23 protein-coding genes are annotated in these 24020 nt (G+C 38.5%); 21 read left to right on the top strand and 2 right to left on the bottom strand.

What is annotated here, in order from left to right; genetic code table 11:
* Window positions 1–88: 88 nt before the first annotated feature.
* Entirely contained in the window at window positions 89–226 is a 138-nt protein-coding gene (locus tag HMPREF9706_RS09025) for a DUF4044 domain-containing protein (RefSeq protein WP_164999400.1), read from the bottom strand.
* 195 nt (window positions 227–421) lie between these two features.
* Between HMPREF9706_RS09025 and gndA the strand changes: the two genes are divergently transcribed.
* The 3 genes from gndA to HMPREF9706_RS02200 all read left to right on the top strand — a co-directional run bounded on the left by gndA (window position 422) and on the right by HMPREF9706_RS02200 (window position 4150).
* Window positions 422–1858 (top strand): NADP-dependent phosphogluconate dehydrogenase, encoded by a 1437-nt coding sequence (gndA, locus tag HMPREF9706_RS02210; RefSeq protein ID WP_006907734.1) that lies wholly within the window; start codon window positions 422–424, stop codon window positions 1856–1858.
* 93 nt (window positions 1859–1951) lie between these two features.
* Entirely contained in the window at window positions 1952–2653 is a 702-nt protein-coding gene (locus HMPREF9706_RS02205; RefSeq protein ID WP_006907733.1) for a response regulator transcription factor, read from the top strand.
* 3 nt (window positions 2654–2656) lie between these two features.
* Complete coding sequence (locus HMPREF9706_RS02200; protein WP_006907732.1) at window positions 2657–4150, top strand: HAMP domain-containing sensor histidine kinase; 1494 nt, start codon at window positions 2657–2659, stop codon at window positions 4148–4150.
* 194 nt (window positions 4151–4344) lie between these two features.
* Here HMPREF9706_RS02200 and yidC read toward each other — a convergent pair whose 3' ends face one another.
* Window positions 4345–5313, bottom strand: a complete 969-nt coding sequence (gene yidC, locus HMPREF9706_RS02195; RefSeq protein ID WP_006907731.1) for a membrane protein insertase YidC — start codon at window positions 5311–5313, stop codon at window positions 4345–4347.
* 169 nt (window positions 5314–5482) lie between these two features.
* Here yidC and HMPREF9706_RS02190 point away from each other — a divergent pair, with 169 nt between their 5' ends.
* From HMPREF9706_RS02190 to HMPREF9706_RS02105, 18 genes are all read left to right on the top strand, one after another.
* Complete coding sequence (locus tag HMPREF9706_RS02190; RefSeq protein ID WP_006907730.1) at window positions 5483–8383, top strand: DNA translocase FtsK; 2901 nt, start codon at window positions 5483–5485, stop codon at window positions 8381–8383.
* A 263-nt stretch (window positions 8384–8646) separates the two neighbouring features.
* Window positions 8647–10206, top strand: a complete 1560-nt coding sequence (locus HMPREF9706_RS02185) for an ABC transporter ATP-binding protein (protein WP_006907729.1) — start codon at window positions 8647–8649, stop codon at window positions 10204–10206.
* Window positions 10207–10209: 3 nt separating this feature from the next.
* Window positions 10210–11292, top strand: coding sequence for an ABC transporter permease (locus HMPREF9706_RS02180; protein ID WP_006907728.1), 1083 nt, complete (start codon window positions 10210–10212; stop codon window positions 11290–11292).
* Window positions 11292–12251, top strand: coding sequence for an ABC transporter permease (locus HMPREF9706_RS02175; RefSeq protein ID WP_006907727.1), 960 nt, complete (start codon window positions 11292–11294; stop codon window positions 12249–12251). Before HMPREF9706_RS02180 ends, HMPREF9706_RS02175 begins: the two co-directional genes overlap by 1 nt.
* Before the next feature lie 136 nt (window positions 12252–12387).
* On the top strand, window positions 12388–12720 hold the full coding sequence (gene ylxM / locus HMPREF9706_RS02170) for a YlxM family DNA-binding protein (RefSeq protein ID WP_006907726.1): 333 nt from the start codon (window positions 12388–12390) through the stop codon (window positions 12718–12720).
* 15 nt (window positions 12721–12735) lie between these two features.
* Complete coding sequence (gene ffh / locus HMPREF9706_RS02165) at window positions 12736–14196, top strand: signal recognition particle protein (protein WP_006907725.1); 1461 nt, start codon at window positions 12736–12738, stop codon at window positions 14194–14196.
* Window positions 14197–14290: 94 nt separating this feature from the next.
* Complete coding sequence (rpsP, locus tag HMPREF9706_RS02160) at window positions 14291–14563, top strand: 30S ribosomal protein S16 (protein WP_006907724.1); 273 nt, start codon at window positions 14291–14293, stop codon at window positions 14561–14563.
* Window positions 14564–14603: 40 nt separating this feature from the next.
* Complete coding sequence (locus HMPREF9706_RS02155; RefSeq protein ID WP_006907723.1) at window positions 14604–14879, top strand: KH domain-containing protein; 276 nt, start codon at window positions 14604–14606, stop codon at window positions 14877–14879.
* Between the two features lie 72 nt (window positions 14880–14951).
* On the top strand, window positions 14952–15476 hold the full coding sequence (rimM, locus tag HMPREF9706_RS02150) for a ribosome maturation factor RimM (RefSeq protein ID WP_006907722.1): 525 nt from the start codon (window positions 14952–14954) through the stop codon (window positions 15474–15476).
* On the top strand, window positions 15466–16194 hold the full coding sequence (gene trmD / locus HMPREF9706_RS02145) for a tRNA (guanosine(37)-N1)-methyltransferase TrmD (protein ID WP_006907721.1): 729 nt from the start codon (window positions 15466–15468) through the stop codon (window positions 16192–16194). The genes rimM and trmD overlap by 11 nt, the downstream gene beginning before the upstream one ends.
* A 211-nt stretch (window positions 16195–16405) precedes the next feature.
* On the top strand, window positions 16406–17014 hold the full coding sequence (gene rpsD / locus HMPREF9706_RS02140) for a 30S ribosomal protein S4 (RefSeq protein WP_006907720.1): 609 nt from the start codon (window positions 16406–16408) through the stop codon (window positions 17012–17014).
* A 356-nt stretch (window positions 17015–17370) separates the two neighbouring features.
* Window positions 17371–17586: a hypothetical protein gene (locus tag HMPREF9706_RS02135; protein WP_006907719.1), complete on the top strand. Its 216-nt coding sequence runs from the start codon at window positions 17371–17373 to the stop codon at window positions 17584–17586.
* Window positions 17587–17762: 176 nt separating this feature from the next.
* Window positions 17763–18002 (top strand): hypothetical protein, encoded by a 240-nt coding sequence (locus HMPREF9706_RS02130; RefSeq protein WP_006907718.1) that lies wholly within the window; start codon window positions 17763–17765, stop codon window positions 18000–18002.
* Between the two features lie 308 nt (window positions 18003–18310).
* Window positions 18311–20035, top strand: a complete 1725-nt coding sequence (locus tag HMPREF9706_RS02125; RefSeq protein ID WP_006907717.1) for a septation ring formation regulator EzrA — start codon at window positions 18311–18313, stop codon at window positions 20033–20035.
* Window positions 20036–20114: 79 nt separating this feature from the next.
* Entirely contained in the window at window positions 20115–21266 is a 1152-nt protein-coding gene (locus HMPREF9706_RS02120; protein ID WP_006907716.1) for a cysteine desulfurase family protein, read from the top strand.
* Window positions 21267–21270: 4 nt separating this feature from the next.
* A complete protein-coding gene (gene thiI, locus HMPREF9706_RS02115) occupies window positions 21271–22479 on the top strand; it encodes a tRNA uracil 4-sulfurtransferase ThiI (RefSeq protein WP_006907715.1) in 1209 nt (402 codons plus the stop codon).
* 40 nt (window positions 22480–22519) lie between these two features.
* Complete coding sequence (locus HMPREF9706_RS02110; RefSeq protein WP_006907714.1) at window positions 22520–22900, top strand: RidA family protein; 381 nt, start codon at window positions 22520–22522, stop codon at window positions 22898–22900.
* Window positions 22901–23072: 172 nt separating this feature from the next.
* Window positions 23073–23819, top strand: coding sequence for an NAD-dependent protein deacylase (locus tag HMPREF9706_RS02105; protein ID WP_006907713.1), 747 nt, complete (start codon window positions 23073–23075; stop codon window positions 23817–23819).
* The last annotated feature ends 201 nt before the right edge of the window (window positions 23820–24020 follow it).

The following is a 24020-nucleotide window of genomic DNA, read 5'->3' as shown; positions in this document are numbered from 1 at the left end:
GACCCTGTGATTGGTCGAGTTTTTTGTATTTAGTACAATTTCATCTTTACTAGTTAAAGTAGGGGTAAGTTAGGATTAAAGCCATTTACTAATGGGGTAGATAGTCGATTAGCGTAATATATAAAGTAATTGCAAGTCCAATCAGCATTACTAGTACCATTAATAAAGACATGATTCGAATCATGCGATCATACTTACTGGCTTTTTTCTTTTTCTTCTTTGCCAAACAGACGACCTCCTTCGTCAAGATAAGCTCATTTTACCAAAAATATACTGAAAATCCAAGAAAGACTGGTAATCAAACTTTTAATCCGATTAAACTTTTGCTAAAATTAGAAATAATTAGGTAGATTTTAGAGGGTTGTCATTCCTTAGGAAGGAACAGGAGAACTTTAATAATGAATAGATAAGGAGTTATAAAATGACTTTAGCACAAATTGGTGTTGTTGGCATGGCGGTAATGGGAAAGAATTTAGCACTAAATCTTGAAAGCCGGGGCTATCATGTGGCGATCTTTAATCGTAGCTACGCGAAAACTCAGGCAGTTAAAGATGAATTCCCCCAAAAAAATTTAATCGCAAGTCAAGAACTTTCAGCGTTTGTTCAATCGATTGAACGTCCGCGCCGGATTATTCTAATGGTAAAGGCAGGATCAGCGACAGATGCAACCATTGAAAGCATCTTACCATTGTTAGATTCTGGTGACATTCTTATTGATGGCGGAAATAGTTACTATCAAGATACTAGACGACGTAGTCAAGCGATTAATGCCACGGGCATTCACTTTATGGGAATGGGTGTTTCTGGTGGCGAAGAAGGGGCTTTACACGGCCCTGCTTTGATGCCAGGGGGACCAAAAGAAGCTTATGATCAGGTTGCGGAGATCTTACAACAGATTGCGGCAAAAGACCCTCAAGACCATGAAGCCTGCGTAGCTTATATGGGTCCGGATGGCGCGGGTCATTATGTCAAAATGGTCCACAATGGCATTGAATATGCTGATATGCAATTGATTGCTGAGATCTATGAATTTATGCGCTATCGGATGAATTTGCCCGTTGAAGAAATTGCTAGCATTTTTGACCAATGGAATCAAGGAGAGCTCCAATCGTATTTGATTGAAATTACAGCTAATATCTTAAGCAAAAAAGATCCAAAAACCGGAGAAGCAATGATTGATATGATCTTAGACCGCGCTGGTAATAAAGGAACGGGAAAATGGACTTCTCAATCTGCTTTGGATCTAGGTTTGCCTTCTTTTACAATTACAGCGTCAGTTTTTAGTCGATATATCTCAGCTTTTAAAGAGCAACGAGTTAAGGCGAGCCAATATCTATCTGGTCCAGATGAAGACTTATCTTTTGATGTGGATAAGGAAGCACTCATCGAACAGCTTCGACAAGCCCTTTACTTAGGGAAACTCATCGCTTATGCTCAAGGATTTTCTCAATATCAAACGGCTTCGGTTGAGTATAATTGGCAATTAGATTGTGGTCAAATTGCTCAAGTCTTTAGGGGTGGCTGCATTATTCAAGCACGATTTTTACAAGAGATTACCCAAGCCTATCGACGTGATCCAGAATTAGAAAATTTATTGTTGGATCCTTATTTTGCCAAAGTATGCCAAGACTATCAGAAGAGTTTAAGACAGGTCATTGTTTTAGCAACTCAGACTGGCATAGCAATTCCTGCCCTTATGTCTAGCTTGTCATACTATGATGCCTATCGTAGCGACCGCTTACCAGCCAATCTTATTCAAGCTCAAAGAGATTATTTCGGAGCGCATACTTATGAGCGCGTGGATCGTCCAGGAGCTTTTCACTATCATTGGCTGACTCAAGGAGAAGAAGAAGTGTAAATAGATAAAAATAGAAGATTTTTATTTTATCATAGCTTTTTAAGATGAAAAAGTTTACAATATGAGTGAGTATATGAGAAGGGAAGCGTTTTTATGAATACCAACCATAATCAGAAGATTCTAATTGTCGAAGATGAGAAGAATTTAGCGCGTTTTGTTGAATTAGAATTACAACATGAAGGCTATGAAACAGAAATATGTTATGATGGGCGGTCAGGATTAAACCGAGCCTTGGAGGATGACTGGGATGTTATTCTATTAGATTTAATGTTGCCAGAATTAAATGGTCTCGAGGTTGTTCGTCGCATTCGCCCTATTAAGGATACACCAATTATTATTATGACGGCTCGTGATTCAGTGATTGATCGCGTATCGGGTCTTGATCAAGGAGCTGATGATTATATTGTCAAACCTTTTGCGATTGAGGAACTTCTAGCTCGATTGCGAGCCCTATTTCGACGGATCGAGAGTGAAGAGGATATCCGTACTCAACAACAATTAGTGATTCGCTATCGAGATTTAACGATTGAGAAAGCTTCTCGAATCGTTCGGCGAGGAGATGAAGTGATTGATTTAACCAAGCGGGAATATGAATTGCTCTTATTCTTGATGGAAAATGTTAATATGGTTTTATCGAGAGATGTGCTATTAGAAGAGGTCTGGGGATATAAGACAGAAGTTGAGACCAATGTAGTGGATGTGTATATTCGTTATTTAAGAAATAAAATTGATGTTGAAGGGCAAGAGTCTTATATCCAAACTGTACGTGGCACAGGTTATGTAATGAGAACTTAAAAAATGAAAAAACCGACAATTAATTTTTTAAAGCATCCCCCTTCCTTAAAATGGAAATGGCCAATATTGTTATTTGTAGCATTTATGACTTTATCAATTGGATCCTTGATTGCCTACCAAAGAATATCGGTGAATCATTTCCATAATCAGGTTAAGGAAGTTTATCAAGAACGATTGATGGACTTAACGCAAGAACTAGCCTCCTTAGAGCGTCCTATTAATTCGACCAATTTTATGGATCCAAGTTTATCGAAAAGAATGGATCTTCAACAGCGATTAGTTCGTTTGTATGTTGAAAAAAATGTGGATGTACGTGTTTACACTCCTGAAGGTCGCTTGGTATATGAAAGCAAACCCTATGCCTTGTCTTATCAAAAAACGAATCAAGTTTTAACAGATAAGATGATTCAAGGAAAACAGTATCTTGTCGGAAATGAACGGGTTATCTCTCCTAGCTCAAATAAGCACTTAGGCAGCATACAGATGATCGTTTCCATGGATCGCATGGAAGAATTAATGCGAGGTCAATATCGTGATGGGCGAATTGCCTTAATCGTATATGTCTTATTATCTCTAGGTCTAGCTTATATAATTTCTTATTATTTTCTAAAACCCTTATCTTATATTAATAACACCTTGGATTTGTTGGAAGAGGGAACGTTATCTGAAGTGCGATTAATGGAGCCACGATCGAATGATGAGTGGAGTGATTTGTGTCTACATTTAAATCGACTTTTGGATAAGATTGACCAATATGTGACAAATCAAAAACAATTCGTAGAGGATGTCTCACATGAATTGAGGACTCCTGTAGCCATTGTTGAAGGGCACTTAAAAATGCTCAATCGTTGGGGTAAGGAGGATCAAACGGTCCTTGAGGAATCAATTGCTGCTTCTTTGCAAGAAATAACTCGAATGAAGGATCTTGTTCAAGAAATGTTAGATCTTTCACGGGCAGACCATGTTGATGTGGATTATAAAAATGAAATGACTGAAGTCGTTTCGACGACGAAACAGGTCTTTAATAACTTCGTCATGCTTTATCCCGATTTTAAAATCTTTTTAGATGCGGAGAAGAGCCAGGATCCTATTTATGTGAATATGTTCCGCAATCATTTTGAGCAGATTTTAATTATTTTAATGGATAATGCCGTCAAGTATTCTACTAATCGTAAAGAAATCCATTTATCCTTGAGTAAAGGGGTTAATAAGGTAGAAATTGCGGTTCAAGATTTTGGTGAAGGAATGCGAGAAGAAGATAAAGAACGTGTGTTTGGGCGTTTTTATCGAGTGGATAAAGCGCGTGCTCGCAATCAAGGGGGCAATGGATTGGGCTTAAGTATTGCTAAGCAATTGGTTGAAAGCTACCGTGGTCAAATCCGTTTGGAGTCTGTTTATGGACATGGTTCCATTTTTTATGTTGAATTTCCTATTATGACTGATCAACGTGCAATCTATAAAAATAAACAGGCTCAATTAGAAAAAGAAATTAAATAATACAATGAGCTATGATTTTGGAGGCTGTGACATATTTGTTGCAGCCTCCAAAATTTTAGACGCTCCTATTCTATTGGGAAATTATGTTATATTGTGGTCCATTAAAAAAGTCTCCCGAGTGCTATATTTTAGCATTCGGGAGACTTTCATGATTGAAAAACTTGATAAGCTCTTTTTTATGTTAAGAGAAGGACTTATCGTTGATTCCGATTTTGTTTGCCAGCGTTGCGTCCTTGACCCTTGGAGCTGCTCTTAACAGGGACGATCCGTTTAGCATTTTCAGCTTTAATGGCATTTTTGTTTTCTCTAGCGGCCTTTTTTCGCTTTTCGCGAGGAAGATCGGCATACTTTTTGGCTTTTTCTTCCATCTCAGCTTGAATCTTAGGGCGTGCAACGTGATTCATATAAATTTGTTGAAGGAGAGATACAATGGATCCAGCTAAGAAATAGACACCTAAACCAGCGTTAGAAGCATAAGTGAACCAACCTAACATGAGTGGGTTCATAATTAACATTGAATTTTGCATTTGGCTGGCTTGTGGGTTGTCAGTCGCAGGAGTTGGTGCAGCTTTTTGCATCAACCAGGAAGATAAGAAGGTGGCTACGACAACTAGAACAACGATTGCGATACTACGTTGCCCCAAATCAATACCTAAGAAGGTTGAATGGGCAATTTTTTCGGAGGACCGAATGGCGGCATAAACCGCTGAAATGAAGGGCAATTGAATCAATAGGGGCAAGCAACCTGACATTGAAGAGAGCATGTTAATGTCATATTTAGCATAAACTTGCATTAATTCTTTTTGTAGGTCTGCTTTTTCTTTTGGATCATCGGTATCATTCATTTCTGCTTGAATTTCACTAATTTCTGGTTGAGCATACTTCATTTTTGCGGATGATTCCATGGTGTTTTTAGTCATTTTATAGGTGGAAGGCAACATTAACAGTCTTACTGCTACGGTTATGATAATAATTGCCATTCCATACGAACCATTAAATAGATGGGCTAGAAAGTCCATTAAGCGAGCGGTTGGAATTCCGATATATTGGTAAACCGTTCCTGTTGGCATGCCTGATTTATCATAGCGGACGCAACCGGCTGCTATCAGACAAATAAAGGCAAATAAAAGAATCTTTTTGCCATGTTTTTTGATAAACTGCATAGTTCACACTCCATTAATATTTTTCTTCCTAAAAGTTGGAAGCTAATCCTCCTTATTTTATGCTAAAATAGCTTTCAGTGCAAGGAGTATTATAGTGAAAGCTCATCGCCTAGACAACTTTATGGTATAATGGACGATACGATAAGCAATGATCGAAGGATGTGAAGGAATGACTGTAGGTAAGAAAAATAATTCAAACGCTAAGAAAAAAAAGCAATCTCAAGTGACTTATCAGAATACTTACTTGATTTTAGGTCTAATTATCGTTTTCTTAAGTTTAGTATCTGTCTTTAATTGGGGCATGGTCGGTGTCATGATGACTAATGGATTTAGGCTACTTGTTGGTGAGACTTATACGTTGGTCTTGGCCTTTGCGATTTGGTTAGGCTTGGCATTAATCGTTCGAGGCCGAATGGTGCGGATTGAAGGACGCCAAGTTATTGGCGGAATATTTGTTTTGATGGCCTTAACGGGTATTTTACATATCTCAACTTTTTACTCTAGCTTTAGTCAACAGACGGGACAGTCTATCTTTGCTTACACCTTCCAATTGTATAAGAATGAATTATTAACTTGGCAGATTGTGGATAGTCTTGGAGGAGGGCTATTAGGTGCACTCTTATATCAAGGGTTAATATTTTTAGTAGGTCGGTGGGGAAGTTATTTATTACTTTGGACCATCTTTTTTATGGGATTAATTTTAGTCATTAACCAGACTCTATATGCTGCATGGCAAACACTTAGGTATGTTGGTGAGTGGCTTTTTAAAGGATTAAGAAAAATTAATCCAGACTTACAGCAAATAAAGCAGGTTTTTAATGATGAAAATAATCTAAATGATCAAAATTACTCTCAAGAAGAAATTTCAACATCCTTGGAAGATATTCAAGTTGCACAAGACTCTTCAAAAAAACGATCTATTTCATGGATAATGACCCCTTTTGAAAAATTTAAGCACTTCTTTTTCGGAGATTCTGATCAAGAAGCAGTTGATTTGAGCCAAGACGTATCTCCACAGTCAGATCAAACCGCACGATATATGCCAAGCGTAGAAAGAGATGAGGAGCCTGTATTTCAACCTAATACGCCTTATGATTTTGAACCTTATAAGTTATCGGATCCTAAGGCTCATACAGCGTCTGTAAAGCGTAAAATGAGGCCCGAACAGGAACGTATTTTGGATTTAGACTTTTTTGATCAAATTCAACAACAAAGAAAGACTTCGAATGAGCAAAGAGAACAAGTATCTGGACCACTCAAAACAATTATTAAAGAAAATTTAGAACATCATGATCAGCCTAGTTCAGTCAGTCAATCTACTAGATCTTCTGCTAGTCCTTCAACAGAATCACAGGTGACAGATCCGTCAATGACAGTCTTTCCGGAGGTTTCCAAATTGCCAGAAGATAAAGCAAATGAATTTGAGAAGCAAGCGGATACTAAAATATCAGAAGTTGATCAGACGGGAAGAGATGATGATTCTCAGTTAGCGTCATTCTCAGAATCAAGCAAAATGGACCAATCACAAGCACAGCGTAGTCACTGGCAAGAAGCGAGTCATCAAACACAAGAGTTAATTCAAGATGATTCTCCGAATGCAACGGCTCCTAATATTAAACAAAGCAAAAAAATCGCCAACAAGAAATTAAATCAAGAATATCAGTTTCCAGGGGTAGATCTTCTTAATAAGATGGAACCTGTTGATCAAACTGAAGAGTACGAACGGATTGAAGAAAATATTAAGAAATTGGAATTGACCTTTGAAAGTTTTGGCGTTGATGCAAAAATTGTTAAGGCAAATTTAGGTCCGGCTGTGACTAAGTACGAGATTCAACCTGCGATCGGCGTTAAGGTCTCAAAAATTGTTAATTTAGCTGATGACATTGCCTTAGCACTTGCTGCTCGTGATGTACGGATTGAAGCACCAATACCAGGTAAATCTTTGATTGGAATTGAAGTTCCGAATAGCCAAGTGTCGCCGGTTGCTTTTTCTGAAATTATTGAAGCAGGCTTAGCAAGTTCCAATAAGTTGGAAGTGCCTCTGGGTCGGGATATTTCTGGTTCGGTATGCTTAGCGGATCTAAGTAAAATGCCACACCTACTGGTTGCAGGGGCAACGGGATCAGGCAAATCCGTTGGTATTAATGTGATTATTTGCTCAATATTGATGAAGGCACGTCCTGAGGAAGTTAAGTTCTTAATGGTTGACCCGAAAAAAGTTGAATTAACCTTATATAATGACTTGCCCCATCAACTCTCTCCAGTAGTGACCAATCCACGTAAGGCGGCCCGTGCCTTGAATAATGTCGTTGAAGAAATGGAACGACGCTATGAGCTTTTTGCTACGACTGGTGTACGTAACATCGATGGTTATAATGAGCAGGTGGATTCTTGGAATCAAGAAAATGGGACAGGCTATGAACGTTTACCTAAGATTGTTGTTGTCATTGATGAGTTAGCGGACTTAATGATGGTCGCTTCAAATGATGTTGAAAATGCTATTATTCGACTAGCCCAAATGGCTCGTGCAGCAGGAATCCATATGATTATAGCTACACAACGACCATCGGTGGATGTTATCACAGGGATTATTAAGGCCAATGTTCCATCACGATTGGCTTTTGCAGTATCCTCTGGGACGGATTCTCGAACCATTATTGATTCTGTGGGTGCTGAGAAATTACTTGGAAGAGGGGATATGCTCTTCCAACCGATGGGTAAAAATAAACCGGTTAGAGTTCAAGGTGCGTATATTTCTGATGACGAAGTTGAACGAATTACAGATTATATCAAGATGCAGCAAACTGCGGATTATGATGAAAAAATTGTAGTAGCAGACCAAGATCTTTCGGCAGAAAATGCTTCTGATGACGAATATTATGAAGAAGCCGTTGACTTAATTAGTGATCAAGAGACAGTTTCTATTTCTCAGCTTCAACGAAAATTCCGGATTGGATACAATCGTGCCGCTCGCTTGATAGACGATTTAGAAGCGAATGGCTTAGTCTCTGCTCAAGATGGGTCCAAGCCCCGACAAGTACTTATTGAAGGGGATCAACCAGAGGGTTAGATGAATTGATCATGGCGTTTGAAAGCCGTTGATCCATCTAAGACATTTTGAAAATATTGGATAACAATCCCCATTGTCAGGCTTCCTAGAATACAGTTCTTGGATCGTTCTGGCGATGGGGATTTAATAGATTAAGCTTTTTCGGATTAACTAAAATAATAATGAAAAGTTATGTGGCTATTAGAATATAGATTGAATACGCTTTTTATTTTCGATATAATCTTTCTAGAATGTCTTAAAAGCGATTTGGAGAGGTGATGAGGATGGCATCGGATAAAATAGTCATTGAAATGCGCAATGTTTCTAAGCGTTTTGGTGATTTTTATGCCAATAAAAATATTAATTTCTGTTTGAAAGAAGGAGAAATCCATGCACTCTTAGGTGAGAATGGAGCAGGAAAATCGACAATGATGAATCTGTTATCCGGATTGTTAGAGCCGACTTCCGGTCAGATCTATTTAAATGGTCAAGCGGTTAAAATTGATTCACCGGCTAAGGCCAGTGAACTTAAGATTGGTATGGTCCACCAACATTTTATGTTAATTCAAGATTTTACGGTGGTAGAAAATATTATTTTAGGGCATGAACCAACCAAAGGATTAGTGGTTGATAAACAATCTGCACGAGAAAAAATTATTGACCTCTCTAAAAAATATGGCTTAGATGTTGCACCTGATGAGAAAATTGAAAATATTAGTGTGGGTATGCAGCAACGGGTTGAAATCCTAAAGACTCTCTATCGCGGGGCAAATATATTGATTTTTGATGAACCGACCGCTTCTTTGACCCCTCAGGAGATCGAAGAGTTGATGCAAACATTGTCTTCTTTAGCGAAAGAAGGCAAGTCGATTATTCTTATTACGCATAAATTAAATGAAATAAAGCAAGTTGCAGATCGCTGTACGGTTATCCGGCGAGGAGAATCTATTGACACAGTCGATGTAGCAAATACAAGCTCTGTGGAATTAGCGACTATGATGGTTGGAAGGAATGTCTCATTTAAGATAGATAAAAAGCCAGCTAAGGTTACCGACTTGGCCTTAAGTGTACAAAATATTGAGGTCAAAGATAGCCGAGGAGTTATGAAAGTGAAAAACCTTTCATTTGATGTGCATCATGGTGAAGTCGTCGGAATTGCTGGGATTGATGGTAATGGTCAATCTGAGTTGATTTTGGCGATTAGTGGGCTAATGCCGGTGGATTCAGGAAAGGTTATCTTGAACGGTGAAGAAATTACGCACTTGAGACCGCGCCAAATTAATGAACGTAAACTAGGGCATATTCCAGAAGACCGTCATAAATACGGGTTAATTCTTGATATGCGTTTAGAAGAAGATCTCGTCTTAAAAGAATATTATCATGAACCCTTTTCTAGAAGGAGCTTTTTAAACTTTAGACAAATTCGAGAACGTGCTAACCATTTGATTGATTCTTTTGACGTACGCACGATCTCTGAAAAAGTACCAGCCGCTGCTTTATCGGGTGGAAATCAACAAAAAGCGATTATTGCCCGAGAGCTATCTGGCGATCCAGACTTCTTGATTGCGGCTAATCCAACGCGCGGATTGGATGTTGGGGCGATTGAATTTATTCATCGTGCTATAATCAATCAACGGGATAACAATAAAGCGGTTTTATTAATGAGTTTTGAATTAGATGAGATCCTAGATGTATCAGACCGAATATTAGTCATGCATGATGGCGAGATTGTTGCTGATATTCCTGCTCATGAAACAAATGAACAAGAGCTTGGTCTCTTGATGGCAGGGACTTCTTATGAAGAAGTTCTTGAGCATCGTCAACAGCAAAAGGAGGGTGTCTAGACCATGTCATCATTTAAAAAAATATTTGTCTCGCTAGCCTCTGTGATATTAGGACTGATTTTTGGGGCGATTTTAATGCTAGCTTTTGGTCATGATCCAATTCAAGGTTATCAAACTTTATATAAAGGAGCTTTTGGGACACCATTTTCTATTGGACAGACGATTCGAGCAGCGACTCCTTTGATATTTACGGGTTTAGGTTTTGCGGTCGCATATATTGCCGGATTTTTTAATATTGGTTTAGCAGGACAAGCACTTTGGGGCTGGTTTGTATCGGTATGGGTCGGTCTATTGTTAGCCGATGCACCGCTTTGGATCATGCTTCCTCTAGCTATTATTGCAGGAGCGATTGCTGGTGGATTATGGGCAGGAATTGCGGGTGTTTTGAAAGCTTATTTTTCAACCTCAGAAGTGATCGTAACAATTATGTTGAACTATGTGTCTATTTATGTGGTGGATTATTTAATTCGATATGTTTTAACAGATCGTGCCGATCGCACCCCATCAATCGGTGATACTCCACCTCTTAGAATGGCTTGGTTGTCTGAATTGACCCAAAATTCAACCATCCATGCTGGGATTTTCTTAGCGATTATTGCAGCAGTTGTCGTTCTAATTGTAATGTCACGAACGACTCTAGGATTTGAATTGAAGTCAGTTGGACTGAATCCTTTTGCCTCGGATTATGCTGGGATGTCTGCTAAGCGAAATATCATTTTAGCAATGTTAATATCTGGAGCATTAGCTGGTTTAGGCGGAGCGATGAATGGTCTTGGCGAATTTGGCTTCATTAACTTACAGAATGGTGTAGCTCCAGCAATTGGATTTAATGGGATGGCGGTTGCTCTTTTAGGAGTTAATCATCCGATTGGTATCATTTTTGCAGCATTATTATTTGGTGCTTTAAATACCGGAGCACCAGCTATGACTTTTGCTAAGATTCCTTCAGAAATTGTACAGATTGTGATTGGTATTATTATTTTCTTCGTTGGAGCTTCTTACATCATTACTTATTGTTGGGACAAACTTGCGAGACGAAGAGATCAACTTTCCAATAATGTCAGCCAAGAAGAGGAGGGAGCCTAATGAGTTCAGCTTTAGTAGCATTGATCGTATCATCGACTTTGGTCTATTCAGCACCCTTAATATATACGGCTTTAGGAGGTGTGTTCTCCGAACGAGCGGGAGTTGTAAATGTGGGTCTAGAAGGGATCATGGTTATCGGTGCTTTTGCTTCAGTTGTTGCTAGTTTGTATCTAGGACCTACTTTAGGAGCGGAGTGGACACCTTGGGTAGCTATTTTTGCTGGGGCTTTAGCAGGAATGTGTTTTTCCTTGATTCATGCTCTGGCAACAGTCAATCTGAGAACGGACCATATTATATCGGGGACGGTATTAAACTTGATTGCACCAGCCCTCGCTGTTTTCTTAACTCGGGTACTCTATGAGGGCAAAGGGGAAACGCCATCTATCCAACATGCTTTTGGCTATGGTAATATTCCTTTGCTTTCTAAGATTCCAGTGTTGGGTCCCGTTTTGTTCCAAACAACATCTAGACCTGCCTTTTTTGGCATGTTAGTAGCAGTGCTCGTCTGGTTCATCATTTACAAGACTCGTTTTGGTTTAAGGCTTCGTTCAGTGGGTGAGAACCCCCAGGCTGCGGATACTTTAGGCGTCAATGTATACCGGATGAAGTATGCGGGCGTATTGCTTTCAGGATTTTTAGGTGGAATGGGTGGTGCAGTTTTAGCTAATTCTATTACCCTAAAATTTTCAATATCGACAGTCGCTGGTCAAGGCTTTATGGCCATGGCCGCTATGATCTTCGGTAAATACCATCCAATTGGCGCTTTGTTGGCGGCTATATTCTTTGGCTTTGCACAGACGATTGCTGTCATTGGGTCTCAAATTCCGGTTATTGAATCCATTACGCCAGTTTATTTACAGATTGCGCCGTATATTATTACCATTATTGTCCTCGTGGGCTTAGTCGGTAAATCTAAGGCCCCTGCCGCGGATGGAAAGATCTATGTTAAATCAAAATAGAAGAATCACTAGCAAGTTAGAGAAGAGACCCTTTCAAGTCGGTCTCTTCTTTTTCTTTGAATTGTTCTTAAGACATAAACATGATAGAATAAAGCTTGATTGGTGTTTGACTCACGATAGAAAGGAAGATGGATCAATGACCCTGGAAAAGACGGTCTATATGAATAAGCTCTTATCTTTCTATCAAGATTTATTAACTGAAAAACAACAAGCTATTATGCGTGATTACTATGAGGAAGATTATTCATTAGCAGAAATCTCACAAAATCAAGGCATCTCTCGTCAAGGGGTTCATGACCATGTTCGTCGATCAGAACAAGCCTTGCTTGAACTTGAGTCGGTTCTGCATTTGGCTCAAAAAAGTGATCAACGATTAGCAAATTATCGACAGCTCGAATCGATAATCGATCGACCAACCGAGGCAAGTCACCTACTTAAACAACTGATACAAGAAGAAATGAATCTATAATAAAGGAGACAGACTATGGCATTTGAAGCATTATCTGAACGATTACAAAATTCGATCTCTCAAGTGGGAAAAGGCGGAAAAATTACTGAAGCTGACCTGAAACAAATGATGCGGGAAATTCGTCTGGCCTTACTAGAAGCTGACGTTAATTTTAAGGTTGTTAAAGACTTTGTAAAGCGAGTAAATGATAAGGCGCTAGGTTCTGAAGTTTTATCATCCTTATCACCTGCTCAACAAGTGGTAAAAATTGTTAATGAAGAATTAACCCTTCTAATGGGTGGCGACCATGTTCCATTAAACATCTCAACTCAGCCACCGACTGTTATTATGATGGTTGGTCTTCAAGGGGCAGGGAAAACGACTACCGTCGGAAAATTGGCAAAATATATTCAAGGCCAAGGTCTTAAGAAGCCTTTGCTTGTTGCTGGTGACGTTTATCGTCCAGCTGCGATTGATCAGTTACAGACGATCGGTCAACAATTGAACTTGGAAGTATTTAGTCAAGGAACTGAAGCCAATCCAGTTGATATTGCTAAGAATGCTTTGGCAAAAGCTAAAATCCAAGGGAACGACGCTGTGATTATTGATACGGCGGGACGTCTCCATGTGAACCAAGAATTAATGGAAGAGCTGCAAAATATTAAGGCAGCTGTTCAACCTCACGATATTTTGCTAACGATTGATGCCATGACTGGACAAGATGCCGTCAATGTCGCTAAGGCCTTTAATGATGATTTGGATATTACAGGGATTGTTATTACTAAATTAGACGGCGATACGCGTGGTGGAGCGGCATTATCAATTCGGTCAATTATTAACAAACCTATTAAATTCACGGGTCAAGGGGAACAATTAGATGCCTTAGAACTCTTCTATCCAGATCGGATGGCAGGACGGATTTTAGGTATGGGCGATATGATGACCTTAATCGAGAAAGCCCAACAAGATTTTGATGAAGAAGAAGCCGCTAAGATGGCTGACAAATTAAAAGATGCCTCTTTTGATTTTAATGACTTTATTAATCAGATGGATCAAGTTCGTAAAATGGGACCCATTAAAGACTTAATGAAGTTGATTCCTGGAATGAGTAAAATTCCGGGACTGGATGATTTTGATATCGATGATAAGAGTATGAATCGGATTCGAGCGGTCGTTCAATCGATGACACCTTATGAACGAGAAAATCCTGATGTGATTTCACAAAGTCGCCGCAAACGGATTGCTGCAGGATGTGGGCAACCTCTCAATGATATTAACCAATTAATCAAGCAATTTAATCAATCTCGTGAGATGATGAAGCAGATGTCAAATGGACGAATGGGCGGACTCAACAAGATGATGGGGCGCCTTAATGCGCAAGGAGGCATGAAAGGTCCAGCCATGGAAAAGATGAAGTCTCCTGAGCAAATTAAAAAAGAACAGAATCAAAAACAAATTGCCCGCCTCCTTAAAAAGAATAAAAGGAAAAAAAGATAATTTTTTAAGCTGTAAAGCAAAAAGACTTTACAGCTTATCTTTTTTCTGTTAGTATAATCAAGTCAGATAAAAATAACTAGGAGGTCATTAAACTATGGCAGTAAAAATTCGTTTAAAACGTGCAGGAGCTAAGAAAAGCCCATTCTATCGTATCGTCGTTGCAGATTCTCGTTCACCTCGTGACGGACGTATTATCGAAAAGATTGGTACTTACAATCCTTTATTAGATCCTGCAGAAGTAGTTCTTGATGAAGAAAAAGCTTTAGCATGGTTAGAAAAAGGAGCACAACCTTCTGATACCGTTCGCAATCTTTTATCGAATCAAGGAATTATGGCTAAATTCCACCAAGCTAAATATACTAAATAAACGCTCAGTCTAAAGAAAAAAGTATAAGGATGTGTCAACCATGTCAGCTAAAATTGAACAGTTAATTCATACGATAGTGGAACCTTTAGTCGATCATCCAGAAGAATTAAAGATTGAACTCGGTGAAAGTGAAGACTTTATGGAATACAACCTTATTCTACATCCTGATGATGTTGGACGCATTATCGGTAAAAAAGGACGGGTGATTCGTGCAATTCGCACCATCATCTATAGTGCTCGTAATCGCGACGAAAAGCGTGCTCGTATTACCATTGCCGATGATCGTTCAGAAGAAACGATGACTGAAGAAGACTAATCAATGAAGCTAGTGATTCCTGGTGAATGACTAGCTTTTTTGCTAATAATAATCAAAGAAAGGTGGAAATAAGTGACCTATTATAAGATAGCTCGAATTGTTAATACCTTTGGTATTCGAGGGCAATTGAAGATTCTTGTGGATACAGATTTTATGGAAGAGCGCTTTAAGATAGGAAATATTTTATATATTTTGGATGGCGATAAGATGTGTGCTAAGGTTCAGGTGGCTTCATTTGCGCCTCATAAAGGGGCTTATTTAGTAGCGTTTGAAGGTTATAATCAGATTAATCAAGTCGAAGGATTCAAAGGTATGACTTTGGCGATTGCTGAAGAGGATCAAGCTGAATTGGAGGAAGGAGCCTATTATCACCATCAAATTAAAGGCTTGACAGTGGTTGATTTAGCCGGAACAACTATCGGAAAAATTAAAGAAATCCTGACATTGGGGTCTAATGATGTCTGGGTGGTGGATCCTAAGGATAAGGATCGTAAAGACTTGTTACTGCCATTTATTGATGATGTGGTAAAAGATGTTGACTTAGAAAAAGAGATAGTTACTGTCGATATTCTGGAGGGGCTCTGGGATGAAGATTGATATTTTAACACTTTTTCCACAAATGTTTTCTCCTTTGAATGAATCAGTCATGAAATTAGGTCAAGAAAAGGGACTTTTTGAGATAACGACCCATGACTTCAGGCAGTTCGCCGTTGATAAGCATGGCCATGTAGATGATTATCCTTATGGTGGTGGTGCAGGCATGTTGCTTCGTGTGGAGCCAATTGTGCATACATTGGAGTCATTGAATCTTGCAGAAAATTGTCCAATTATTCTGATTGATCCAACAGGCCAACCTTTTGATCAGAAGATGGCGGAATCCTGGTCAAAAGAAGATCAATTGGTCTTTATTTGTGGTCATTATGAAGGATTTGATGAACGAGTACGTTCTTTTGTGACTCAGGAGGTTTCACTTGGAGATTTTATTTTAACGAACGGAGAGATTCCTGCGATGGTAATGATCGATGCAACCGTGCGATTAATTCCCGAAGTAGTGGGGAATGCCGAATCGATTGTTCATGAGTCTTTTCAACAAGATCGCTTGGAATATCCTCAGTACACTCGCCCCGCACAGTTTAGAGAAATGAAAGTACCGGATGTGCTATTATCTGGTCATCATCAAAATATTGAACGTTGGCGGAGTAAACAGAGCTTCTTAAAGACTTTAGAACGTCGTCCTGATTTAATTGATCAAGAACAATTGACCGATGAAGAAAAAGGTTGGTTAAAAGAGTACAATGTGATCAATCCATCTTAAAATAATAAAAGAACGCTTGATTATTTAGGTAAAGACATCTATAATAGTAGGAGTGTAAAATACAGCAGCCTTAGAAAAGGAAAGCGCGTCAACAGTCAACAGCTTTAGGCATACAAGTAACCGCGGCTGCAAAGGTGAAAGTTCGACTGCACGCATTCGGTTTTCTAACTCTTATTTTACTCCACAAAAATTTACTTTATGGAGGAATAATATGTCACGTTATACAGGACCTCAATGGAAACAATCTCGTCGTCTAGGAATTTCTTTAAGCGAAACAGGTAAAGAATTAGCTAAAAGACCTTTCCCACCAGGACAACACGGAAATGCTCGTAAAAAACTATCTGAATATGCCTTACAAAAGAACGAAAAACAAAAACTTCGTTTTATGTATGGATTAACAGAACGTCAATTCCGTCGTTTGTTTAATAAAGCTGGTAAGATTACTGAAGGTAAGCATGGTGAAAACTTCATGATCTTATTAGAACAACGTTTAGACAATTTGGTTTATCGTTTAGGTTTAGCGACAACGCGTCGTCAAGCTCGTCAATTAGTAAACCATGGTCATATTACAGTTGACGGAAAACGTGTTGATATCCCATCATACTTAGTACAACCTGGTCAAGTGATTGCTGTTCGTGAACGTTCACGTGATTTAGCAATCATCAAAGAAGCAGTTGAGTCAATGAATGTTCGTTTAGAATTCGTTAACTTTGATGCTGATAAGTTAGAAGGTACTTTAGTACGTTTACCGTTACGTAGCGAATTAAACGCTGAAGTGGATGAAGCCCTAGTCGTAGAATACTACAACAAATTAGGCTAATTATAATCTATAATAACCGCTTAGGAATGTTGATTATTCAATGTTTCTGAGTGGTTTTTTGATTGAATAGCCATTGTGTAAAATATAGTCGTAAAAATTTATAATTTTATAATTATTTGGATGGTTATTTAATAAAAGGAACACAATCTATGATTTCTTTTGACTGGCTTAAACTATAAAAAAGATGGTGTTTACTATCTCTATGCGTTATGGTAGGTAAAAGCCAGTATTTGATTGCTTGATAGACTATAATAGCTTTATTTTTGACTTGGTAAAAAATTGAGAAAAAATCAAATGTTAAATAGTGATGGTTGCTAGTAATCGCTAGTTTATATCTAAATTTGGAAGCTGATTCTATGTCTAAAAATATGGTGGACTTTGCTAAGGAATACGGATATGAGACAGCTGCATATTTAGGTGTTTATCAATCAAAAAGAGTTTACGAGGATATCTACAGAGATGATAACAAATGTTATTATATTGAATTGCCAGCTTTCATTTTGGGTAGTAATGATGGATTAGAATGGATTCAAGATCAACGATCGTTTTCTATTATGAACAACTATTATTAAACTTAAATATATTACACATAGTTATAAATGTATGTAGGTGTTTGCTGTCTTAAGGCATATGGTAGACGGACACCAACCATTGGTTAGCTGATAGACTATGATTAGTTTCTTGTTGGTGAATCAATCGTATACTATGAAAGAACTGATAATGAAAGAAGGGAGAATGATGACATACTATGATAGGGTTAACAATTAATCAGCTTAAAGAATCAGTGACACGGAATCTTACTAATGTAGTCTTTGATGTTGACGGAATTCGTTGTGGAATATATCCGTCTACTCCTGATAGTTATGACGTAGGGATAGGAGAACGATTGATTGAGAACATAAAAGATTTTGATAATCTTCTTGAAGTTAAAATTAAAGGCAAGAAACTTTCTGAAGCTATTGGGGAAGCAACTATCGATATTTATTAAATAAGCACTCACTCAACCGAGGGGTGCTATTTTTATAGTCTGAATTTAAGAAGTGTAGCCTAATAATTAAAATGTCAAACAAGTTGATGATATCGTTAAAGAAATCAAGATCTTTGAAAATTGAGATTTTAAGTAAATAACTATTTTTAAAGAAATAGAAAAGCTTATAAAGTTAAAGGAATTTATAGTTCTTAAGCTTAATGACTTTAAAATAAACGTTAGAAATGATACAATATAAGTTGACAAATTACTATTTATACGATTGGATAGTTTGAAAACAATCAGATTAATGTAGAGGAGCAAGGAATATGGGATTAAAATTTACAGATATTCTATTCATAATCGTTGTCTTGATCCTATTAGTATACGGTTTGATTTATTTCTTCCGTACACAACGTAGTAAAGAAATTAAAGAGCTAGAGCAACGTAAGGATGAAATGATGTCTGTTTCAATTGCCGATCAGCTCTTCACCTTGAAGAATATGAATCTCTCAGGTCAGACAAAACGTAAATATGAAAGCTTAGTTGCTAATTGGCAAACCATTACTAATTTTCAATTTACAGAAATTGAAGCTGCGTTAGTAGGATCAGAACAATTTGTAGAACAGATGAATTTGGTGAGAGCCAAAAATGCGCTCAACCAAGCACGGGAGTTATTGGATGAGACTGAATCACAGGTGAATGATCTACATCAACAGTTAACAGACCTACTTGAGACAGAATCAGATAATCAAGAACGCTACGAGGACCTTTTGGAGCGCTATCAAACAGCTCGAAAAAAAGTAATGAACCATGCGTTTGATTTCGGGCCAGCAATTGAGACTTTAGAAAAGAATTTACAACTCTTAGAATTGGATTTTACCACTTATAATGAATATACTAGTGAGGGCGATTATTTAGAGGCACAAGATCTGCTTAATTCGATCGAAAAAGATACCCAAGACCTGGAAGAAATATTGGAAAAAATTCCACAGATGAACGATCAAATTAAGAATGACTATGAAGACAGCTTAGCTGACTTGCGTGATGGTTACGAGAAAATGGTTGCGAGTCAATTTAACTTTGCTAATGTGAATATTCCGGAAGAGATTGATGCGATTCAAGAACAGTTAAACAAGGCGAAATCTGAAATTAAAAATGCTGATCTTGAAAAAGCAACCACTTTAATGGATAAGGCGGACCGTGAAATTAATTCACTCTATGAATTAATGGAGGCTGAAGTTCAAGCTAAGACCTTTGTGAACCAGCATATCAACCAATTAAAACGTCAAATCGATGAAGTGAAGGAAAGTAATCGTTATGCTGGGATTGAAGTTGACCGGATTTCTCAATCCTATATTCTTCATAATAATGAAACGGACCAAGTCAATGACTTAACACGTCAAATTGAGTTAGAAGAGAATCGTTTTATGCAACTTAATCAGGAAATCGAAACTTCCCATGCAGTATATACACAAATTGAGGCATCTATTCGTAAGATCGAACGTAATGTAGAAGAGATAGCCCTTAAACAACAGGATCTAGTTAAGTCTTTGAGCAATTTGACGGCACGCGAGAAAGATGCTAAAGCGAACCTAGATATGTATGAATTAGATTTAAGGAATCTTAAGCGACGATTGGAAAAAAATAATCTTCCTGGCTTGCATGAAGTCTATTACCAACAATTCTATAAGGTTACGGAAGAGATTGAAAACTTATCTCAATTCTTGAATCGTGTGAAAGTTGACATGGATGAAGTGGATCAATTAGAAGTTAAATTACAAGAAGACATGGATCAGTTAGAGACAATTACCGAAGAGATTATTGATTCTGCGACTTTGACTGAGTATATGATCCAACATTCGAATCGCTTCCGTTATGATATCCCAGAAATGGATCAAGCTATCCGAGATGCTCAATACTATTTCTACGAAGAGTTTCGCTATCGAGAAGCACTCGCAGTCATTGAAAAAGCCTTACGGCGAGTTGATCCAGAGGGACCAACTCAAGTTCGTAGGATGTATCATCAAGAGAAGCAACACCGTATGTTTTAATTAAATCATCCGAATAGTCCTGCTTAGCTGGTACTGTTCGGATTTTTTATGGAAAAGAATGAGAAAGGAAAGGAAAAGAATGCTTTATTTTGATCATTCAGCGACTACAAAACCAAGCGAAGAGATCTTGGATACATACCTTAGAGTAAGTCGGGAGTACTTTGCGAATCCATCATCAGCTCATCAAGCCGGTCAAATTTGCCAGCAGCTCTTGGAGCAAGCAAGAACGCAAGTGGCTCAGATCCTGTCAGTTAAAGCTGACGAAGTTTATTTTACCTCTTCGGGGACGGAATCGAATAACTGGGTCCTACAAGTGATTCTAGATCAAGCAGCTAAGAGTCATCCAGATCGTCATCAGGTAATTCTTTCAGAAGTTGAACATCCTTCTATTTTTAAGCAGATTCCCTTACTACAGTCGAAAGGATATCAAGTTAAACTAGCCCCCGTGGATGAGTCCGGCTGTATCGACATCGACCAACTAGAAAACTTATTAAGTGACGATGTGTTACTATTATCAACTATGGCTGTTAATAATGAAGTGGGCAGTGTTCAGGATCTTAAGGCGATTAGTCGTTTGCTAGAGGATTATCCTCAAATTTTATGGCATGTAGATGGGGTTCAAGGAGTTTGTTTGCATCTAGATAGGATGAAGCAAGAGCGGATCGATCTTTTGACACTATCTGGACATAAATTTCATGCACCTCGGGGTACAGGCATCTTGATGATGAAAGAACGTGTGAATAGAGCACCGCTTCTTTATGGGGGCGGACAGGAGCGTGGTCTTCGTTCTTCAACGGAGAATCTGGCCACAATAGTATCAACGGCTAAGGCACTTCGATTTGCTGAAGCTAAGCAGACGGCATCTTATGTATTCCTAAAAGGGGAGCATGATCGGATTGTGGAAGCGTTAGAATCACAGAATTGGACCGTTTTTGCTAAAGATTCAGCAAGCCCTCATATTATTTGTGCCGCTTATCCAGGGATACCAGGAGAAGTCCTGATTAATGCTTTTTCTCAAGAGGGTGCGATGGTATCAACGACTTCTGCTTGTTCCAGTCGCAAGCATCAAGCTCATCATACCTTACAAGCCATGGGTGTTGACCCGTCATTAGCTCAGTCAGCGATTCGGCTTTCGATGAGCCAGTCTACTTCTGCTGTCGAAGTGGAACAATTATTAGCCGTGATTGAAAGAATCTCAAAATGCTTTAGTCTTGACTTACAAGGGAGGTAACTGTATGAAAGAAATGATGATTCATTATGGTGAATTAACCACGAAAGGACAAAATGGCAAGCGGTTCCGTCAACAAATTGCCCAACATATTCGTTTTCAAACGAAGGATTTAGAAAAAATAAAAATCATTGCTGGCCATGATTTTATGCACTTAAAATGGCAAGACCTCCCCTATGAGACGGTCATCGAGGTTTTGCAAAAAACCCCTGGAATCCAACGCTTTGAACCGGTCTTTGCGGTAGAGCGAGATCTGGACCAGATTGGTCAAAAAGCAATCGAATTGTTTAGTGAGTTGGATTTAAAAGCGGGACAAAGCTTTAAAGTCGTTGCTAAAAGAACGGACAAAAGTTATGAACATGAAAGTATCACAATCAAACGTGAAATTGGTGGCCAAATTTTAACAGCTTATCCTCAGTTAAATGTTAACCTTCGCCAGGCAGATTGGAAACTCATGGTCCATATTCAATCAGACGCAGCTTATTTGAGTCTCAAGTCTTATCCAGGTCTAGGAGGATTGCCATACGGCTCTTCTGGCAAGGGCTTATTAATGCTGTCTGGTGGCTTTGATTCGCCGATAGCAGGTTATCAAATGATTCGCCGGGGGATGGCCTTAGAGATGGTTCACTTTGCTTCGCCTCCTTATACAAGCCCTCAAGCTGTGGAAAAAGCTAAACGTTTAACCAGTGTTTTGGCTCAATACGCTACTGAAATTGTCTTTCATGAAGTTCCTTTTTCGGCCATTCAGCTAGCTATCCGAGAACAAGTTCCTGATAAGTTATCAATGACTGTTATGCGTCGAATGATGCTTCGGGTTATGGACCGTCTTTTAATCCAACAAAAAGCCAAAGCCATCATAAATGGGGAGTCCTTAGGCCAGGTGGCTTCACAAACAATCGAATCGATGCAAGTGATTAATGAAGTCAGTGAATCTTTAATACTTCGCCCTTTAATTGCGATGGATAAAAATGATATAATAGCATTAGCGGAAGAGGTTGGAACCTATGATATTTCCAATCAACCGTATGAGGATTGTTGTACGGTCTTTGCACCACGGTCACCATGGACTAAACCTAGACTACATACCGTTAAAAAGTATGAAGACCTCTTAGAGGTGGATCGCTTAGTCGATGAAGCGGTCAGTCAGATTCAAAGCTCGGTAATCCATGCCAACTATGAAAACGAAGCCCAAGCAGCGATTCAAGATTTGTTGTAGTTTCTTTGTTTTTATTAATTAAGAGAAAGAGGAATGTAGAATGGCAGAAATTAAGACAATTGCAACGACCCATGCACCAGCAGCGATCGGACCTTATTCTCAAGCCAAGGTCATTGGTGATTTAGTGTTTTGTTCAGGTCAAATTCCGATTAATCCTGAAAGCAATCAAATTGATGCAACAGATATTCAAGGTCAGACCGAACAAGTTATTAAGAATGTTGATGCCTTATTAAAGGCGGCTGGCTCAAGTTCTGACAAGGTTATTAAAACAACTTGCTTCTTAGCGGATATGGGCGATTTCGCTGTTTTTAACGACATTTATGGTCAATACTTTACCTCTAAACCAGCTCGTTCAGCGGTTGCTGTTAAGACACTTCCAAAGAATGCTTTGGTTGAAATTGAAGTTATCGCTAGTTTATAGAATTTTATAATTTGTATTAAGACTCCATTCCTATTGGTTGTGGCCTGTAGGAAGGAGTTTTTTGTTAAAGCTGTTATAATGGAATTGATTGTCTGATCAAGTACATTCTAGTCGATAGGTATCTTTATTTAAAATTTTGATTTATTTTGTCATTATTAAAGGGGGTATTTACATGATCGATCAATCTGCTGAGGCTAAGTTGCAGAAAATGCAAACAGCTATCGACCAAAGTAGTCATCTTGTATTCTTTGGGGGAGCAGGGGTCTCTACTGCTTCTGGCATTCCAGATTTTCGTTCTTCAAAAGGGATATATATGAAAGATACAGGCTATCATTGTCGTGCAGAAGAGATTCTGTCCCATGATTTTTTTGAAGCTCATCCAGAAATCTTCTTTGATTTTTATTTTAAGCATTTGATATATCCCCAAGCTAAACCTAATCCAGCTCACCAGTATTTAGCAACTCTTGAGCAACAAGGTAAGTCTGTAATGGTGATTACTCAAAATATTGATGGATTGCATCAACGAGCAGGGTCTCAAAATGTGATAGAATTGCATGGGACGACCTTGGATAATTATTGCCTGAAATGTGGTCAACATTATTCATTGAAAGAATTGGAACGCGATGCTAAAGGTGTTCCACGTTGCCCGATAGATCAGGCAATTGTACGACCGAACATTGTTTTATATCAAGAAAGCTTAGATCCAATGACCATAATGAGTAGTATTGAGGCTATGAGCCAAGCAGACTTGTTGATTGTTGCTGGGACTAGCTTGAATGTCTATCCTGCGGCTTCCTTTATCCAGTATTTTAATGGAAAGTCTTGTGCGGTTATTAACCAATCACCTATAAGAAATCTTCCACCCGGTTCTTTCGTATTTAATGATCGAATCGAAAGCGTTTTTAGTCGATTAAAATAAGAATTTCTTGTTTTTTTCCTTATGGTACAGACTCTTGCCCTAGTTTATATTTCATGATAGACTAAGGTCTATAATAATAAAATGAAGGCGATGAAGAGAGGGACATTGACCATCGGCTAGAGAGAAAACATTTGGTGAAAGTTTTCAAGGTGAATGTGGTAGCTTGGAGTCTTAAAGTATGAGAAACATGGATTAGTACTT

This window comes from Facklamia hominis CCUG 36813 (genome assembly GCF_000301035.1).
GTDB classification, from domain to species: Bacteria; Bacillota; Bacilli; order Lactobacillales; family Aerococcaceae; genus Facklamia; species Facklamia hominis.
Note: the sequence above shows the minus strand (reverse complement) of the source record. Positions and strands in the feature narration are given on the sequence as shown.

Excerpts from the sequence above, each read along its gene's own strand:
- gndA (WP_006907734.1), top strand. The coding sequence starts at position 422 with ATGACTTTAGCACAAATTGGTGTTGTTGGCATGGCGGTAATGGGAAAG.
- HMPREF9706_RS02205 (WP_006907733.1), top strand. The coding sequence starts at position 1,952 with ATGAATACCAACCATAATCAGAAGATTCTAATTGTCGAAGATGAGAAG.
- HMPREF9706_RS02200 (WP_006907732.1), top strand. The coding sequence starts at position 2,657 with ATGAAAAAACCGACAATTAATTTTTTAAAGCATCCCCCTTCCTTAAAA.
- yidC (WP_006907731.1), bottom strand. The coding sequence starts at position 5,313 with ATGCAGTTTATCAAAAAACATGGCAAAAAGATTCTTTTATTTGCCTTT.
- HMPREF9706_RS02190 (WP_006907730.1), top strand. The coding sequence starts at position 5,483 with ATGACTGTAGGTAAGAAAAATAATTCAAACGCTAAGAAAAAAAAGCAA.
- HMPREF9706_RS02185 (WP_006907729.1), top strand. The coding sequence starts at position 8,647 with ATGGCATCGGATAAAATAGTCATTGAAATGCGCAATGTTTCTAAGCGT.
- HMPREF9706_RS02180 (WP_006907728.1), top strand. The coding sequence starts at position 10,210 with ATGTCATCATTTAAAAAAATATTTGTCTCGCTAGCCTCTGTGATATTA.
- HMPREF9706_RS02175 (WP_006907727.1), top strand. The coding sequence starts at position 11,292 with ATGAGTTCAGCTTTAGTAGCATTGATCGTATCATCGACTTTGGTCTAT.
- ylxM (WP_006907726.1), top strand. The coding sequence starts at position 12,388 with ATGACCCTGGAAAAGACGGTCTATATGAATAAGCTCTTATCTTTCTAT.
- ffh (WP_006907725.1), top strand. The coding sequence starts at position 12,736 with ATGGCATTTGAAGCATTATCTGAACGATTACAAAATTCGATCTCTCAA.
- rpsP (WP_006907724.1), top strand. The coding sequence starts at position 14,291 with ATGGCAGTAAAAATTCGTTTAAAACGTGCAGGAGCTAAGAAAAGCCCA.
- HMPREF9706_RS02155 (WP_006907723.1), top strand. The coding sequence starts at position 14,604 with ATGTCAGCTAAAATTGAACAGTTAATTCATACGATAGTGGAACCTTTA.
- trmD (WP_006907721.1), top strand. The coding sequence starts at position 15,466 with ATGAAGATTGATATTTTAACACTTTTTCCACAAATGTTTTCTCCTTTG.
- rpsD (WP_006907720.1), top strand. The coding sequence starts at position 16,406 with ATGTCACGTTATACAGGACCTCAATGGAAACAATCTCGTCGTCTAGGA.
- HMPREF9706_RS02135 (WP_006907719.1), top strand. The coding sequence starts at position 17,371 with ATGTCTAAAAATATGGTGGACTTTGCTAAGGAATACGGATATGAGACA.
- HMPREF9706_RS02130 (WP_006907718.1), top strand. The coding sequence starts at position 17,763 with ATGATAGGGTTAACAATTAATCAGCTTAAAGAATCAGTGACACGGAAT.
- HMPREF9706_RS02125 (WP_006907717.1), top strand. The coding sequence starts at position 18,311 with ATGGGATTAAAATTTACAGATATTCTATTCATAATCGTTGTCTTGATC.
- HMPREF9706_RS02120 (WP_006907716.1), top strand. The coding sequence starts at position 20,115 with ATGCTTTATTTTGATCATTCAGCGACTACAAAACCAAGCGAAGAGATC.
- thiI (WP_006907715.1), top strand. The coding sequence starts at position 21,271 with ATGAAAGAAATGATGATTCATTATGGTGAATTAACCACGAAAGGACAA.
- HMPREF9706_RS02110 (WP_006907714.1), top strand. The coding sequence starts at position 22,520 with ATGGCAGAAATTAAGACAATTGCAACGACCCATGCACCAGCAGCGATC.
- HMPREF9706_RS02105 (WP_006907713.1), top strand. The coding sequence starts at position 23,073 with ATGATCGATCAATCTGCTGAGGCTAAGTTGCAGAAAATGCAAACAGCT.